The 16,154-nt window shown below is 61.0% G+C and carries 16 protein-coding genes; 6 read left to right on the plus strand and 10 right to left on the minus strand.

The window, feature by feature from the left end; genetic code table 11:
• Positions 1 to 86: 86 nt before the first annotated feature.
• From J2046_RS03040 to J2046_RS03055, 4 genes are all read left to right on the plus strand, one after another.
• Positions 87 to 2,024, plus strand: a complete 1,938-nt coding sequence (locus tag J2046_RS03040; protein ID WP_210049386.1) for a methyl-accepting chemotaxis protein — start codon at positions 87 to 89, stop codon at positions 2,022 to 2,024.
• Between the two features lie 106 nt (positions 2,025 to 2,130).
• The gene (locus J2046_RS03045; RefSeq protein WP_210049388.1) at positions 2,131 to 3,126 is read left to right on the plus strand and encodes a DUF4424 domain-containing protein; all 996 of its coding nucleotides are present in this window, start codon (positions 2,131 to 2,133) and stop codon (positions 3,124 to 3,126) included.
• Positions 3,127 to 3,221: 95 nt separating this feature from the next.
• Positions 3,222 to 3,812: a cytochrome b gene (locus J2046_RS03050; RefSeq protein WP_210049738.1), complete on the plus strand. Its 591-nt coding sequence runs from the start codon at positions 3,222 to 3,224 to the stop codon at positions 3,810 to 3,812.
• The gene (locus tag J2046_RS03055; protein ID WP_210049390.1) at positions 3,809 to 4,396 is read left to right on the plus strand and encodes a YceI family protein; all 588 of its coding nucleotides are present in this window, start codon (positions 3,809 to 3,811) and stop codon (positions 4,394 to 4,396) included. The genes J2046_RS03050 and J2046_RS03055 overlap by 4 nt, the downstream gene beginning before the upstream one ends.
• A 12-nt stretch (positions 4,397 to 4,408) precedes the next feature.
• Here the strand turns inward: J2046_RS03055 and dxs are convergent, their stop codons facing one another.
• From dxs to J2046_RS03090, 7 genes are all read right to left on the minus strand, one after another.
• A complete protein-coding gene (dxs, locus tag J2046_RS03060; RefSeq protein WP_210049392.1) occupies positions 4,409 to 6,328 on the minus strand; it encodes a 1-deoxy-D-xylulose-5-phosphate synthase in 1,920 nt (639 codons plus the stop codon).
• 102 nt (positions 6,329 to 6,430) lie between these two features.
• Positions 6,431 to 7,354 carry a pirin family protein gene (locus J2046_RS03065; RefSeq protein WP_210049394.1) on the minus strand — a complete coding sequence of 308 codons (924 nt, stop codon included), beginning with the start codon at positions 7,352 to 7,354 and terminating at the stop codon, positions 6,431 to 6,433.
• Between the two features lie 80 nt (positions 7,355 to 7,434).
• A complete protein-coding gene (locus J2046_RS03070; RefSeq protein WP_210049396.1) occupies positions 7,435 to 7,797 on the minus strand; it encodes a DUF1850 domain-containing protein in 363 nt (120 codons plus the stop codon).
• Entirely contained in the window at positions 7,794 to 9,905 is a 2,112-nt protein-coding gene (locus J2046_RS03075) for a TRAP transporter permease (protein WP_210049398.1), read from the minus strand. The genes J2046_RS03070 and J2046_RS03075 overlap by 4 nt, the downstream gene beginning before the upstream one ends.
• Positions 9,906 to 10,074: 169 nt before the next feature.
• Positions 10,075 to 11,043, minus strand: a complete 969-nt coding sequence (locus J2046_RS03080; RefSeq protein ID WP_210049401.1) for a TAXI family TRAP transporter solute-binding subunit — start codon at positions 11,041 to 11,043, stop codon at positions 10,075 to 10,077.
• Between the two features lie 125 nt (positions 11,044 to 11,168).
• Complete coding sequence (locus J2046_RS03085; protein WP_210049403.1) at positions 11,169 to 11,423, minus strand: exodeoxyribonuclease VII small subunit; 255 nt, start codon at positions 11,421 to 11,423, stop codon at positions 11,169 to 11,171.
• A gap of 2 nt (positions 11,424 to 11,425) precedes the next feature.
• On the minus strand, positions 11,426 to 12,358 hold the full coding sequence (locus tag J2046_RS03090; RefSeq protein ID WP_210049405.1) for a histone deacetylase family protein: 933 nt from the start codon (positions 12,356 to 12,358) through the stop codon (positions 11,426 to 11,428).
• A gap of 148 nt (positions 12,359 to 12,506) precedes the next feature.
• Here J2046_RS03090 and J2046_RS03095 point away from each other — a divergent pair, with 148 nt between their 5' ends.
• The gene (locus J2046_RS03095; RefSeq protein WP_210049407.1) at positions 12,507 to 12,905 is read left to right on the plus strand and encodes an acyl-CoA thioesterase; all 399 of its coding nucleotides are present in this window, start codon (positions 12,507 to 12,509) and stop codon (positions 12,903 to 12,905) included.
• Here the strand turns inward: J2046_RS03095 and J2046_RS03100 are convergent, their stop codons facing one another.
• From J2046_RS03100 to J2046_RS03110, 3 genes are read right to left on the minus strand one after another with little or no spacing between them, the layout of a single operon-like run.
• Positions 12,906 to 13,469, minus strand: a complete 564-nt coding sequence (locus J2046_RS03100) for a biotin transporter BioY (RefSeq protein ID WP_210049410.1) — start codon at positions 13,467 to 13,469, stop codon at positions 12,906 to 12,908.
• A gap of 27 nt (positions 13,470 to 13,496) precedes the next feature.
• Complete coding sequence (locus J2046_RS03105) at positions 13,497 to 14,102, minus strand: CbiQ family ECF transporter T component (RefSeq protein WP_210049412.1); 606 nt, start codon at positions 14,100 to 14,102, stop codon at positions 13,497 to 13,499.
• Positions 14,099 to 14,776 carry an energy-coupling factor ABC transporter ATP-binding protein gene (locus J2046_RS03110; protein WP_210049413.1) on the minus strand — a complete coding sequence of 226 codons (678 nt, stop codon included), beginning with the start codon at positions 14,774 to 14,776 and terminating at the stop codon, positions 14,099 to 14,101. The genes J2046_RS03105 and J2046_RS03110 overlap by 4 nt, the downstream gene beginning before the upstream one ends.
• Positions 14,777 to 14,884: 108 nt before the next feature.
• Here J2046_RS03110 and J2046_RS03115 point away from each other — a divergent pair, with 108 nt between their 5' ends.
• Positions 14,885 to 16,078, plus strand: coding sequence for a winged helix-turn-helix domain-containing protein (locus J2046_RS03115; RefSeq protein ID WP_210049415.1), 1,194 nt, complete (start codon positions 14,885 to 14,887; stop codon positions 16,076 to 16,078).
• Positions 16,079 to 16,154: the final 76 nt, after the last annotated feature.

Here is a 16,154-nt window from a genome sequence, read left to right on the forward strand (position 1 = left end):
TTCAACGCAATTTTAATCGACTTGAGCTTTTCTGGCACCCGGAGGAGACGCTCGAGCCGTGTCATCCGAGAAAAGCGAAAGTAGTCATGTCACTTAAGAATCTTTCCCTCAATAAAAAGCTGATCACCACCTTCGTAGCTTTGATGTCCGTCTGCCTCCTGGCTTCAGCCGGTGTTTATTGGCAGGCCTTGAAATCCAGCCGTGCTTCGGCGCAGCAGGTCGCCTCGCAGACCATCCTGACCCAGGTGGAGAATGCGCTGGAGGCCATGCTGGAGCAGGCCGTGAACCAGCGAGGCTTCCTGCTCTTCAGGAGCGACAGCACCTATAATGACGTCTTCAACAATCGTGACAGGATGATCGCCGCGATCGATGCCGCCAGGACGGCGGCTGCCGGTATGCCCGACTTGATTGCTTCGCTGGACGAGATGCGGACGGCTGCGGATGTTTTCCATACCCAGCTCACCGTACCGCAATTGGATGCGCGCAAGAACACCGACAAGCCGATCGATGAAGTGATCGAGATCGGCCGCAATCAGGCCAAAGGCCAGCTTGACGGCTTCCGCGATGCGGCCGCCAAGATCAAGAAGCAGGCACTGGAACTGACGACCGGTTTGCAGGACGCCCAGGCCGGCGCGCATCGTGATCTGCTCCTCACGCTGCTGATCGGCGGCGGGCTTGCCGGCCTCATCGCTGCCGGACTTGTCTGGGCTCTCTCCCGCGCCATCGTCACGCCGATCGTCGGCATGACCGAGGCCATGACCCAGCTTGCCGGCGGCAACAACGATATCGACGTACCGGCTCTGGACCGCGGCGACGAGGTCGGCCGCATGGCCAAGGCCGTCGCCGTCTTCAAGGATGCGGCTATCGAAAAACTGCGTCTTGCTCGCGATACGGACGCTTTGCGGGAAACTGCCGAGCGGGATCGTCTTGCCAATGATGCTCAAAAGGCTCGCGAAGCTGCCGAGATCGAGTTCGCCATGGACTCGCTTGCGACCGGCCTCGCGAACCTCGCCAACGGCGATGTCGCCTATCGCCTCGAGAAGCCCTTCGCGAGCCGCCTGGACCGGCTTCGCACCGATTTCAACCAGGCGCTCGACAAGCTGCAGGCAGCCCTTCGGGCGGTCGGCGAAAATGCGTCTGCCATCAGCGCCGGTTCCGCTGAAATCCGCGCCGCCGCCGATGATCTCGGCCGCCGCACGGAGCAGCAGGCCGCTTCCGTCGAAGAGACGGCGGCAGCGCTTGAAGAGGTGACGACGACTGTAAGGGAATCCGCCCGCCGTGCCGAAGACGTTGGCCAGCGTGTCGAACGTGCCCGTATCGGCGCCGAGAAATCGGGTGAGGTGGTTCGTCGCGCGGTCTCGGCGATGGAGCAGATCTCGAAATCTTCCGGCGAGATCATCAACATCATCAGCGTCATCGACGATATTGCCTTCCAGACCAACTTGCTTGCCCTGAATGCCGGCGTCGAGGCAGCCCGCGCAGGCGATGCAGGCAAGGGTTTTGCCGTTGTCGCTCAGGAGGTCCGCGAACTTGCGCAGCGCTCTGCCAATGCGGCAAAGGAGATCAAGTCGCTCATTACGACATCCAGCCAGCAGGTGGATGCCGGCGTGGCTCTGGTTGGCGAGACCGGGGAAGCATTGGCGGCCATTGTAGGGGAGGTGCAGCAGATCAACGAGCACCTGCACGCAATCGTCATATCCACCCGCGAGCAGTCCACCGGACTGCAGGAGATCAATACTTCGGTCAATACCATGGATCAGGGCACTCAGCAGAATGCCGCCATGGTGGAACAGCAGACTGCAGCAAGCCACAAGCTTGCCCAGGAAGCCCAGGCTCTTGATGCACTGCTTCGGCAGTTCAACGTCGGCGGTTCGTCTTCCGTTGCAGCGCGTCCTGTCGCCGTATCGGCGGAAGCCCGGCCGGCCGCATCTCCGGCCAATGCGCTACACTCCACCGTCGCAAGAGCTTTTTCCGGCAAGGCGGCAAGCGTCGCTGCCGTGAAGGAAGAGTGGTCTGAATTCTGATCCTCCTTCGACCGATCTTTCAAGGCAGGCCGGAGAACTATCCGGTCTGCCTTCTCTTTTGGGGAATCCGGTCTATCTTCCAGCACAGGAGACAGGAGGGGATCATATGCGCTGGACTTTGCTGATCGGCGGGTTGTTACTATCGGCACCCCATGCACTCGCCAATGACTCGATGGCAGAGTTGGGGACAGGTGGGCTGATCTACGTCCAGACCTCCGATGTCGCGATGGAGGAGGAAAACCTTTACATCTCCCGCGAGGAGGTGCTGGTCGACTACGTCTTCAGGAACACCGGCGACAAGGATATTGAAAGCGTCGTCGCCTTCCCGATGCCGGATATCGTCGGCAGTCTGGAAAGCGACATCGCCCTTGACGACGTCGAAAGTGACAATTTCCTCGGTTTTTCGGTCGTGCAGGATAGCAGGCAGATCGAGCCGGAACTGCAGCAGCGGGTGATCGCGGCTGGCATCGATCGCACCGATGAACTTCTGGCCCGCAACATTCCGCTTCTCCCCTACAGCGAAAAGACGTTCGCTGTGCTCAAGAGCCTGCCGGAGGACGTGAAGGCCCAGTGGACCGCCGAAGGTCTCATCTACGTGGATCGCTACGATGCGGGCAAGGGGTGGCAGGAGGATTTGCGGCCTGCCTGGACCCTTCGCTCTGTATATTGGTGGAAGACGATGTTTCCTGCCGGCAAGCCGGTGCGCGTCAGCCACCGTTACAAGCCGAGCGTTGGCGGCACGGTGGCGATGAGTTTCATCGACCAAGGAAAGCCGGGCACGACTTACAAGGAGTATGTCGAACGCTATTGCATCGACAGCGCCTTCATGAAGACGGCGGCGAAGCTCGAGTCTGCGGCCAGCAGGTCGGGACCGAATTATACCGAGCAATGGGTCTCCTATATCCTGACGACCGGCGCCAACTGGAGCGGCCCGATCGGCAAGTTCAAGCTGACGATCGACAAGGGCCAGCCGCAGGACTACGTCAGCTTTTGCGGCAGCGGGGTCAAGAAAACCGGTCCGACCACCTTCGAGATGAAGGCCGAGGATTTCTCTCCGGAAAAAGACCTGCACATCCTCTTCCTGGCGGCGGCAGACCGATAATCTCAGCGACTGTTGAAGCGGCGTGATCGTTCGCGATTTGCTGGGGCGCTCGTTGAGGAGGATGATTGAAGCATGAAATTTCCGGAAAGCCGGTCATGCGTCATCCTGCCGATTATTATAATCCCCTTACGATCATCCTGCATTGGCTGATCGCCCTTATCATTCTCGGCCTGATCGTGCTTGGTTTCGTTATGACCCGGCCGTCCATCGATCCGAGCCTGCAATTCTCGCTTTTCCAGTGGCACAAGTCATTCGGCATCCTGGCGCTGTTGCTTGCCGCAATCCGCTTCATCCATTCACTCGCGCTGGTTCGGGTGAGGCCGGCAGCCGGCATGAGTCCGCTCGAACACCGCGCCGCAAAGATGATGCACCATGCGCTGTTGGTGCTCGCGGTCGGAGTTCCTCTGGCTGGCTGGATGGTCGCTTCGGTCTCGCCACTGGAAATTCCGACATTCGCCTTCAACCTAGTCGTCGTCCCGCATCTGCCGGTGCCGAAATCGGATGCGGCTGAAGCCTGGTGGACGATGGCCCATGCCGTGCTTGCCTATTCCATGCTGGCGCTTGTGTTCCTGCACTCAGGTGCGGCGCTCTACCACCATTATCGCCGGCACGACGACGTGCTGACCCGTATATTCGGAGGCCGGCGTCATCCAGTTAAAACATCCATCAGGGAGTGGCGGTCATGACCCGCAAGACAGCCTTGTTCACCGCATTGCTTTTCGCTGTGTCGTTTCCACAGGCCGGCCAGTCGGCCGTCGAAGTTCCGAGCCTTGCCGAGGTTGCCGGTCGTTATGCCATTACGCCCGGTTCGAGCATCGCTTTCAGCGTCGGTCAGGTTGGCGGCGGCGGCATCAAGGGTAAGTTCGGCAAATTTTCCGGCACCTTCAATCTGAAGGCCGGCGATCTTGCTCATTCCATGGTGAGTTTCGAGCTGAAGCCCGAAAGCGTCATGACCGGCCAGGATCGTATCGATGCCTTCCTGCGCTCGGGGGCGGTTTTCGATTCCAGTCAATTCGAAACGATCTCGTTCCGCTCCGAACACGTGGAGCAGACGGGGCCGGATAGCGCCCGCATTACCGGCACGCTGACCGCCAAGGGACGCAGCATGTCGGAGAGTTTCGATGTGACGTTGACGGCATGGAGCGGCCGCATGATCGCCTTCAACGTCAGCGGCAGGATCTTTCGTTCGCGCTATGCCATGGATGTCGGCACGCCGATCTACTCCAACGTCGTGCAGTTCGACATGATGATCAAGGGCGAGCGGAACTGAGGACAGGCGACATCAGCCTGCGAAGCCGACGCCGATCCGGGTCTGGCCGAGCGCCTGGAACACGGTCGAGACGATTCCGGCGCGATCGAGGCCTGCCTTCGCATACATAACATCCGGGCTTGCCTGCTGCATCCAGATGTCCGGCAGAGCCAAGGAGCGGATTTTCAGCCCGCTGTCGAGTAGACCCTCGGTGGCGAGAAACTGCAGCGTGTGGCTGCCGAAGCCGCCGACTGAACCTTCCTCGATCGTGATCAGCACTTCATGGTGGCGGGCGAGCTGGCGGATCAGGTCGCGATCCAGAGGCTTTGCAAAACGCGCATCCGCGACCGTCGTGGAGAGTCCAGCGGCATCCAGGTCCTCGGCTGCCAGCAGACAGTCCTTGAGCCGGGTGCCGAAGGAGAGCAGCGCTACCTTCGCACCCTGTTTCATGATCCGGCCCTTGCCGATCTCAAGAATCTGGCCACGCTCCGGCAGCTCGACGCCGACACCTTCGCCACGCGGATAGCGGAAAGAAATCGGGCCTTCGTCATAGGCGGCGGCGGTGCGTACCATGTGTTTGAGCTCTGCCTCGTCGGCCGCCGCCATCACCACCATGCCCGGCAGTGTCGCAAGGAACGTCGTGTCGAACGAGCCCGCATGGGTCGGCCCATCCGCGCCGACGAAACCGGCACGATCGATGGGAAAACGCACAGGCAGTCCCTGGATCGCCACGTCGTGGACGACCTGGTCGTAACCCCGCTGCAGGAAGGTGGAATAGAGAGCGCAGAACGGCTTGAAACCTTCCGCCGCAAGGCCGGCCGCGAAAGTGACGGCATGCTGTTCAGCAATGCCGACGTCGAAGGTGCGGGTGGGAAAGGCCTCCGCCAGCTTGTCGATGCCGGTGCCGTTGGGCATGGCGGCGGTAATCCCGACGATCTTATCGTCGAAGCCCGCCTCCTGCACCAGGGCCTCGGCGAAAACACTGGTGTAGCTTGGTGCGTTCGGCTTCGATTTCGCCTGGGCGCCGGTGATGACGTCGAACTTGTTGACGCCGTGATACTTGTCGGCGGCCGCTTCCGCCGGCGCATAACCCTTGCCCTTTTGCGTGACGACATGGATCAGCACCGGGCCGCGGGCATTGTCGCGCACGTTGCGCAGCACCGGCAGAAGATGGTCGAAGGAATGTCCGTCGATCGGGCCGATATGGTAGAAACCCATTTCCTCGAACATGGTGCCGCCGGTCACGTAGCCGCGGGCATGCTCGACGGCCCGGGTGATCGCCTTGTCTATGCCATGGCCGAGATAGGCGGTCAGCTTCTTGCCGAGCTCGCGGAAACCCATATAGGTCCGGCCGGAGGCAAGCCGCGCCAGATAGGCGCTCATCGCACCCGTCGGGGGGGCGATCGACATGTCGTTGTCGTTGAGGATGACGATCAGCCGGGCATCGAGCGCGCCGGCATTGTTGAGCGCCTCATAGGCCATGCCGGCGGACATAGCGCCGTCGCCGATGACGGCGATCACATTGCGCTTCGAGCCGGAAAGATCGGCGGCCACCGCCATGCCGAGGCCAGCCGAGATCGAGGTGGAGGAATGCGCTGCGCCGAACGGGTCGTATTCGCTTTCAGCCCTCCGCGTGAAGCCGGAAAGCCCGTTTTCCTGCCGCAAGGTGCGGATGCGGTCGCGCCGGCCGGTCAGGATCTTGTGCGGGTAGCACTGATGCCCGACGTCGAAGATCAGCCGATCGTCCGGCGTATTGAACACCTTGTGGATGGCGATCGTCAGTTCCACCACGCCGAGACCCGCGCCCAGATGCCCGCCGGTGCGCGATACGGCATCGATCATCTCGTCGCGCACTTCGCGTGCAAGCTGCGTCAGGTCGCGGTCATCGATTGCACGAAGGTCGGAAGGAAGATTGACCTTGTCGAGCAACGGCGTGGAGGGCATTGATGTCACGGATTGTGGCCTTTTCTGCTCTTTTCCGGAAGTCTGTCCTTCCACAAGATGAGAAGAAAACAGGCTTTTTCAAGTTGTCCTATCACAGGTTTCTAATCGATTTTAGGCTGCGGGCAAGGGGACAAACTCTTCCTCGTCGCCCGGTACGATGTCAAAGCGGCCCGTGCGCCATTCCTCCTTCGCCTTTTCGATCCTCTCTTTCGAGGAGGAGACGAAGTTCCACCAGATATAGCGCTTGGAATTGAGCGCTGCTCCGCCGAACAGCATCAGGTGACAGCCCTGAAGTCCCGCTTCCAGCGTGATCGCGTCACCCGGCCGGAAGACGAGAAGCTGGTCGGCCGCGAAACGGTCGCCTGCGACGACGAGCTCGCCCGAGAGGATATAGACCGCCCGTTCCTCATGCGCGGCCGCGAAGGGAAAGCGTATGCCGGCATCAAGCCGCAGATCGACATAGAGCGTATCGGTAAAGGTCGAGACCGGGGAGGCGAGGCCTTCGAAGGCGCCGATCACCACGCGGCCTCTTATGCCGTCCACATCGATCAGTGGCATCATCTCTTTGCCGGTGTGGTCAAACGTCGGGTCGATCTCTTCCCTGTTATCTGGCAGCGCCAGCCAGGTCTGCAGGCCGGAGACCGACTGCGGATGGCCGCGCAGGTTTTCCGGGGTGCGCTCCGAGTGCACGATGCCGCGGCCGGCGGTCATCAGGTTGATGTCGCCCGGGCGGATGACGAGTTCCGTGCCGAGACTGTCGCGATGCTTGATTTCGCCGTCGAAGAGATACGTGACGGTGGAAAGCCCGATATGCGGATGCGGCTTGACATCCAGCGCCTCGTCAGCGCGAAGCAGTGCTGGTCCCATCCGGTCGAAGAAGATGAACGGCCCGACCAGCCTCCGCTGACGGCTCGGCAGTGCGCGCCGTACGGCAAATCCGCCGATATCGCTGGTACGCGGGATGATCAGGTTCTCGATCGCATCGCAGGCGAAAGCATCACCTGCGACCGGGTCTTTTCCGGGAAAGAAGGACATAGGCTTTCTCCGTTTCGGATGAGGACGAAGGGTAGTCTGGCCGACCCATCTTTAACAGGCTTGAAAGGGATATACAGTGTTCACTGCCGGCATCCGCTCAGCACCACCTCATCCCCCGCCTTTGCCCCCAGTTCCATGCATCCGCCGTTGTGGCAGAGCCGCCATGCGCTCGGTGTCATGCCGGAGGCCGCAAGAGAAAGCCGCTCTTGTGGTGGCAGGGTTGGGTGCCAGATCCACCAGCCGCCGCGCCGGACCGCATCCGGGCCGGGCTCCATGCCGGCGCCAGAACCCTTGATGGCAGCCTCGCGGATTTCGAGCCCCTTGTCCGTCACGGCCCAGATCTCGCGCCATTCGGTTTTCTGCACCGAATGCGTCCAGGAGAGCGAAAAGAGCGACACGGCCAGCGCCATTACTTTGCCGCCCGCCAGGATGCAGAGGCTCATGACAACGCAGGAGCCGCGGGGGCGTTGCGGTTCCGCCACCAGTGCTGTGCGACGAGGACGATGCCGATCGCCCATCCGAGTTCGTCGGTCCAGGGAAGCGCCATCACGAGGCTAGCGCCGGCGACAAAGGCAAGTAGCCTCTCCCAGATCGCCATGCGGGCGAAAAGGAAGCCGACGACGGCCGTTCCCCAAAGTGCGATGCCGAAGCAGGCTTTCAGGAAGAGGTAAGCCACCTCGACCGGATATCCCCAGGCGACAGCGATCGCGCCGGGATCCTGGAGCATCAGCGCCGGCGTGTAGACGGCCATGAAGGGTACGACGAAGCCGGACGTTGCCAGTTTCGAGGCCTCGATGGATATCTTGAGGCCGGATGTCTTGGCCATCGGCGCGGCCGCGAAACAGGCGAGCGCCACAGGCGGGGTGAGGTCCGCCATGATGCCGAAATAGAAGACGAACATGTGGCTGACGATCAGCGGCACGCCGAGTTCGAGCAGGGCGGGGCCTGCAAGCGACGACGTGATGATGTAGTTCGGAATGGTCGGGATACCCATGCCGAGGATGAGGCAGGTGATCATCGTCAGCACCAGCGACAGAAAGAGATGCTGTTCGCCGATGCGGATGATGGCGCCGATGAAGGTCGATGCGATGCCGGTCAATGTCAGCGTGCCGATGACGATTCCGACGATGGCGCAGGCAATCCCAACTGGAAGTGCATTCTTGGCGCCTTCGGCCATGGCGTCGCGGCATAGGGCAAGCGTCTCCCGACCGCCCTTTACGAAAACGCAGCCCGCGATGAGCGCCAGGATGACGATTGCCAGGAAATTCACCCCGTAGCGCAGGAATGACGCCGCTGCGAGACCGAGCAGGACCCAGAAGACGAGGCGGAAGGCGAACGGCCCGATGCTTGCCGCCAGCGGCATGCCGAGGACGAGAACCGCAACCAGTGCCAACCCCATGGTGCCGGCGAAGATCGGCGTATAGCCGGCGAAGAGAAGATAGACGAGCGCGGCGAGCGGCAGGATGAGCGGCCAGTGTTCCTTCACGGCCGCCCAAGGGTTCGGCAACTCGGCCCTGTTCATGCCTTTGAGGCCGGCTTTGCCGGCTTCGAGGAAAACCATCCAGAAACAGGCGCCGAAATAAAGGATCGCCGGGATAACCGCCGCCTTGACGATCTCCGCATAGGAGACGTTCAGCGTTTCGGCCATGATGAAGGCGACCGCGCCCATGACGGGCGGCATGATCTGTCCGCCCATGGAAGAGGTCGCCTCCACGCCGCCGGCAAAGGCCGAGCGGAAACCGAAGCGCTTCATCAGTGGGATGGTGAACTGGCCTGACGCAACGACGTTGGCGACACCGGAGCCGGAGATCGTGCCCATCAGCGCAGACGACATGACGCAGACCTGGGCAGGTCCGCCGCGCCACGTACCCACGAGGCCGAGCGCGAAATCGTTGAACAGGTTGAGCATGCCCGCCTTTTCCAGGAAGGCGGCAAATACGACGAAGATGAAGATATAGGCGGCCGAAACGTAGATCGGCGTGCCGTATATGCCTTCGGTACCGTAGGCGAAATTCTCGATGATCTGCTCGAAATCGTAGCCGCGATGCACGAAGGGGCCGGGCATGTACTGGCCGAAGAAACAATAGGCCAGGAAAATGGCGGCGATGATCGTCAGCGGCAGGCCCATAAGGCGTCGCGCGCCTTCAAAGACGAGCACGATCAGCACGGTGCCGACGATCAGGTCCGGGGTGGTGAGAAATCCGCTTCTCTGGATCAGATCCTCATAGAACACCCAGTTGTAGACACCAGTAAGGAAGCCGAGAATACCGAGCGTCCAGAACCAGATTTTCCCGGCTGCGGTCTTGGCGACGAGATTGCCGAACAGCGCGAAACCCAGGAGAAGCAGGAAACCCACATGCATGGCGCGCACGATCTGACTTGCAAGTGTACCATAAGCCGCGGTCCAGAGCTGGAAGAGGGTGAAGGCAAATGCGATCCAGAAGGCAAGGCGTCCAGTGATCCCTTCGCCGAAACCGGCGGGCAAGCCCTCGATTGCTTCTTCAGCCGAATGCGGCCCGTTCTGGTGCTGCGGTATTGTGGATTCGGACATCGTTACTCCGGAGTTTCCGTTGCCCCTCACCCTCTCCCCGCTCGCGGGGGACGAGACGTGCCCAGGGCCATCGAGAGAGGTGGATACGCTGCGGCATAAGTCCTTCTCCCCGCAGGCGGGGAGAAGGTGGTGACAACCGGATGAGGGGCGATGGCCCCTCAAGCCGGGATCACTTCATGAGGCCGATTTCCTTGTAATAGCGCTCGGCGCCGGGATGCAGCGGCACGGGCATCCCGTCGAGGGCCTTCTTCGGGTCGATCGCCTTGGCGGCGGCATGCGCGGCGGTCAGCTTCGGCAGGTTTTCAAAGAGCAGCTTCGTCATCTGGTAGACGGTTTCGTCCGATACGCCTGAATGGGTGATGAGGAAGTTGCCGACGGCCGCGGTTTCCACCTCGGCGGTCTGGCCCTCATAGGTGCCGGCGGGAATGACGGCCGGAATATAGGGAGCGCCGATCTTCTCGACTTCCGCCTTCGGGATGGCCACGACATTGATTTTCAGTGATGTGGCGAGGTCGCGGATCGAGGCCACGCCGAGGCCGGCGGATTGAAGCGTCGCATCCAACTGGCGGTTCTTGATGAGTTCCACGGATTCGGCGAACGGCAGATATTCGGTCTTGCCGAGGTCCTTGTAGGACATGCCGGCGGCCTCGAAAATGGCGCGTGCATTGAGCTCGGTGCCGGATTTCGGAGCGCCCACGGACAGGCTCTTGCCTTTGAGGTCGGCCAGCGTCTTCACGCCGGAATCGGCGCTCGCCACGACCTGGATATAGTTGGGATAGATGGCGGCGATGCCGCGCAGCTTGTCCAGCTTGCCGGGGAAACCGGCCTCGGTATTCCCCTCCCATGCTGCCTGGACGGAGTCGCCGAGCGAGAAGGCGATTTCGCCACGGCCTGCCTGCAGCAGGTTGAGATTCTCGACGGACGCCTTGGTGGCCTGCACCTGCGTGCGGGCGTCCTTGATACCCTGGCCATAGATCTCCGAAAGCGCCACGCCGAGCGGATAGTAAACACCGGACGTTCCGCCGGTCAGCACGTTGATGAATTCTGCAGCGTTCGCGCCGACCGCCGAAAAGGCCGTCGAGACGGCCAGTGCCGCAGCGAACATGAGATTGATTTTGCTGGATTTCACGCCAAACATCACGATTTGTTCCTCCCAAGGCAACCATTCGAATGGCAGCTATCATGGGGAGGTGGTCACGGTGCGTCAATCGCTTTGTGACCTGATCATGGCGAGGGTCGTACGACTTTCGTGGTAAACGCAGACTACTCGCCGTCGAGCGGTTCGACGCCCTGCGGCTTGCCGGCGCGGTCGAGGCGGATTTTCTCGATGCGGTTCTCGGCGGCGGTCAAAAGGGCCTCGCAATGCTTCTTCAGCGCTTCACCGCGCTCGTAGATGGCGATGGATTCGTCGAGCGCCACGTCACCGCGTTCCAGCCGTGCGACGATGCTTTCCAGTTCGGCGACGGCCTTCTCGAAGGAATAACCGCTCACATCGATGGGTTCGTTGTTCTCGGTCATTCCTATCCTCTCATCAGTCTCATGATGTGCATGCCGGCCGATTCGGCCAAACCTTCAAGATCATATCCGCCCTCGAGCAGGCTGACGACCCGGTTGTTGGCATATTTGCCTGCAATCTCCATGACGCGTCCGGTTGCCCAGTCGAAATCATCGCCGACAAGGTTGATCTGCGCCAGCGGGTCACGGTGATGGGCATCGAAGCCGGCCGAGATAATGATGAAGTCCGGCCGGAAGTTTTCGAGCGCCGGAAGCACGCGGCTCTTGAAGGCGTCACGAAAATGCTCGCTCCCGTTGTTGGGTGAGAGGGGCGCATTGACCACGTTGTTCTTCTCGCCGGTTTCGTCCACGGCGCCAGTGCCGGGGTAAAGCGGCATCTGATGCGTGGAGCAGAACAGCACGGAGGGATCGCTCCAGAAGATGTCCTGCGTACCGTTGCCGTGATGCACGTCCCAGTCCACGATTGCGACCCGCTCGACCCCGTGTGCTCGCTGTGCGTGGCGGGCGGCGATGGCGGCGTTGTTGAACAGGCAGAAGCCCATCGCCTTGTCTTTTTCGGCGTGATGGCCCGGCGGACGCGCGGCGACGAAGGCATTGTCCACTTTCCCCGACATGACGTCGTCGACGGCGGCCATTGCCCCGCCGATGGCGGTCAGCGCCGCCTGCAGGCTTTTCGGACCGACATAGGTGTCCGCCTCAATCTGGCGAATGATGTCTTCTTCGGGGATTTCCCGCATGACGGCGTGAAGGTGTTCTTCCGGATGGGCGAGCAGAACCGCGTCCTCGTTGGCCTGCGGGGCCTCCCTGTGGTCAAGCCTGTCGAAATTCGGATGCTGAAGCGCGATCGCCAGGGATCGCAGCCGATCGGCACGTTCGGGATGGCCTTCCGGAGTGCGATGTTCGAGGAAGATTTTGTGTTCGTAAAGGCGCGTGGTCATGGGGCGGCCTCTTGAGGTGCAATCCGGGGCGGACGATCTGGACATGGCGCATATGCCGCTTTTTTTCAAGCCGCCTGCGTTCGTTCCGGTGCTTGTTTAGATTGAAGGAATGGTCTTACATGGCTAAGTTCTCAACTTAGAGGGTATAGTGGTCAAGGATACGGTCAAATCGCAGGAATTCCGCGTGCCCTTCCGCGATGTGGACATGCACGGGGAAATGTTCCGGTCGGCCTATGTCGTGCGGGCAGAGGATGCCGTCACGGAGTTCTGGCGACGCCGCAAACTCCGAAAGGACGATCCGATCTTCACGGTAAGCAAGATCACCTGCACCTTCCACTCGCCGCTGAAGCTTGGCGATCTTGTGCATACCCATGTCGGCGTCAGCAAGATCGGCGGAAAGTCCGCAGGTTTTCTTGTGCATATGGTGCGGGAAGATCAGGCCGTGGCGGAAGCGGAGGTCGTCTTGACGGCTCATGATCCGCAAAGCCGGGAGCCGGTCGCTCTTCCCGAAGAGTTGCGTGATTGGTTCTACCAGTTCCTGGACTGATCAGGCCCGTCGGGGCAGCAACGGATAACCGACCATGACTGCCCGTCCGGCAAAAGCTGCGATCAGCGCTTTAAGGACGTCGCCCGGAATGAAGGCGAGATCGCCCATGAAGGCGGTCGAAAGCCCGGTGCCCGTGCCGTAGGCAAGATAGAGAATGCCCAAGGCATGATCGACCACCACGCCCCCAATCAGCGCGGCGAGGAAAAAGCCGGCGATCTGCACGATGCCGCTCTGTGAGCGGTCAACAAAGCGCTCGGAAAGATAACCGGTGACGACGGCCGCGAAGAACCAGCCGACGAGATAACCGGCGGTCGGTGAAGCGAATGTGGCGAGGCCGCCACGCCCGCCGGAAAGCACCGGCAGGCCGATTGCGACGAGAAGCAGGACGAGAAGGACCGCGAAGCCGCCCCTTTTGGCGCCCAGCACGACACCCGCCAGCATGACACCCAGCGACTGCGCGGTGATCGGCACCGGAATGAAGCCGAGCATGATTGGTGGAACTAGTCCCAGGGCGACGATGATGGCGGCGAACAGCGCAGCCAGAACGAGATCGCGAGTGCTCATGGTTTTCACCTCAACTTCGTGACGATGTCACTTTCGTGCCCGGATGCCGCGGGCGTCGATGGCGGCGGCGATCTCGTCGGCGTTTCTGAGCGTCAGGATGATCAAGGGCACCGCGAGCGTCAATGGCCCCGGCCTCAACCCACGGGCGTGGTGTGCGTCACGGATGGCCTGGTAGCGGTTCAGGATTTCCGGCACGAAACGGATCACAAGGCCGATCGAAAGGCCGATATCGGCCGCCCGAACAAGACCGATCCGCTCCAGTGGGCGGGCGGCCAGCGTGATCTCATCGATGAAATCTCCGATGTTCGTCGTCGCTGTGACGGCTGCGGCAAAAAGCGCCAGCGCAGTCAGTCGCAGGAGGACAACAAGCGCTTGCCCGGAGCTGTTGAGAAAGAGGGTAAAAGCCGCTACGACCATGATCGTCAGCATGATCATCTGCAAACGAAGCCAGGATTGCCGCCATCCGAGCCTGAGCGAGGCGTAGGCGCCTGCGCCGAGGATAGCGGCAACAGCAAGAAAAGCGGGCGCATCGATCAGGAATAGCAGGAAACTGATCGCCGCAAGCCCGAGGAGCTTTGGCCGCGGCGAAAGCCGGTGCAGCAACGTGTCGCCCTCGACATAGAGCGTCTTCATGCGGCGATTTCCCGGTATCGGGCAACAATTTCTCCTGGAAGTCCATCGGCCGCGAGCTGGCCCTCATGGAACAGCAGGACCCGGTCGAAATTGGCGATCAGCGAAAGATCATGGCTGATGACGATGATATGCTCGTCGAGGCCGCGGATCGTGCGTTCCACGAGGTCGCGGTTCTTCAAATCCAGCTGATTGGTCGGTTCGTCCATGATGAGGATACCGGGCTCGGTGACGAGCACGGAGGCGAGGGCCGCGAGCTGCAATTCGCCACCGGAGAGTTCGTGCGCCCGGCGTTCGGCGAGATGGCCGATGCCGAAACGGGCGAGAATGCCGTTGACGGCAGCCTCTATTGCCTGCTTCGGCAGTTTACGAGATTTGAGCCCGAGCGCGATATCCTCCTTCAGGATGGGCAGGATGATCTGGTTCTGCGGGTTCTGAAAGATGAAGCCGACGTCGGCTCGCACCTTCTCGCCGTGCTTTACTGTATCGAAACCGTTGACGGCCACGCATCCGGCGGATGGTGCTACCAGGCCGTTGATCATGCGCGCGAACGTCGTTTTGCCGGAACCGTTGAGTCCGATCACGCCGATGCGCCGCTCAGTCAGCGAAAGCGTCAGCGGATGGAGCACGATACGTTCCTCGAAGCGCGCTTCTGCCTGTTCGAACCGGATATCCAAGCCTCACCCTCGCTTTTCAGCGGTCTATAAACCGGATGACGAGTAAGGGGAATTCGGAACCAAACATGAACATTGAATATCAGGCGGCGTCATCCTAGTCTACCTCCCATGGCGATTCTCATTCCGAATGATCAGGCTAGACACATCTTCCTCGAACGGCAGCGGCTTTCCGGGCCACCTGGCCGCGCGCTCACCAAGTCAGGTCTCCTTCAGCTCATCGACGACCTGGGCTTCGTCCAGGTGGACAGTATCGCGACCGTCGAGCGCGCCCATCACATGATCCTGTTCTCGCGAAACCAGACCTACAAGCGCGAGCATCTGACCGCGCTTCTGGAAAAGGACCGGGACCTTTTCGAGCACTGGACACACGACGCGTCGATCATTCCGGCGAGTCTTTTCCGTTACTGGAAACATCGCTTCCGCCGTCGCGAACCGATCATCGCCGAACGCTGGAAAAAATGGCATGGCGAAGGTTTCGACGCAGCTTTCGAAGAAACGTTTCAGCATATCGTGGCAAACGGTTCGATTATGTCGCGCGACATGAAGGTGGAGGATCACAAGTCCGGTGGCTGGTGGAACTGGCATCCGAACAAGACGGCGCTCGAATATTACTGGCATACCGGCAAGCTGGCGATCGCCGGCCGCGCCAACTTCCAGAAGATCTACGACCTGATGGAACGGGTCATTCCGCCGCACCATCATGAGCCGGACGTCAGCCATGCGGAATTCATCGACTGGGCCTGCCGCAGTGCGCTGAAGAGGCTGGGCTTTGCGACTTCCGGCGAGATCGCCGCCTTCTGGGATCTGGTGACGCCGGACGAGGCCAAGGACTGGGTGAAAAGCAATCGCGGCGAGCTGACCGAGGTGCTGATCGCCTCAGCCAACGGAGGAAAACCGCGACCCTCCTTCGCTTTCACCGGTTTCCCCGAGAACCTTGGCGATATTCCGGAGCCGCCGGCGCGCGTGCGGGTGCTCAGCCCCTTCGATCCGCTCTTGCGCGATCGTGACCGCGCCGAGCGGCTCTTCAACTTCTTCTACCGTATCGAGGTTTTCGTACCGGAGCCGAAACGGCAATACGGCTATTACGTCTTCCCGCTGCTTGAAGGCGACCGGATGATCGGGCGCATAGATATGAAGGCCGATCGCAAGACGGGTACGCTCGACGTCAAGCGGCTCTGGCTGGAAATGGGTGTGCGTCCGTCCTCCGGACGACTGGAAAAGCTGGAGGCTGAATTGCTGCGCATCGCGCGCTTCGCCGGCGTCGACAAGGTGACCTATCAGGACGGCTGGCGCGGAGAATAGACGCGCTTCCTGAGATCAATACGCCGCTGGTTGGGTTCATCCCCTTTGCCAAGGGTAAAGGTAAGCGCTCTGGGCA

This window comes from Neorhizobium petrolearium (genome assembly GCF_017873175.1).
GTDB classification, from domain to species: domain Bacteria; phylum Pseudomonadota; class Alphaproteobacteria; order Rhizobiales; family Rhizobiaceae; genus Neorhizobium; species Neorhizobium petrolearium.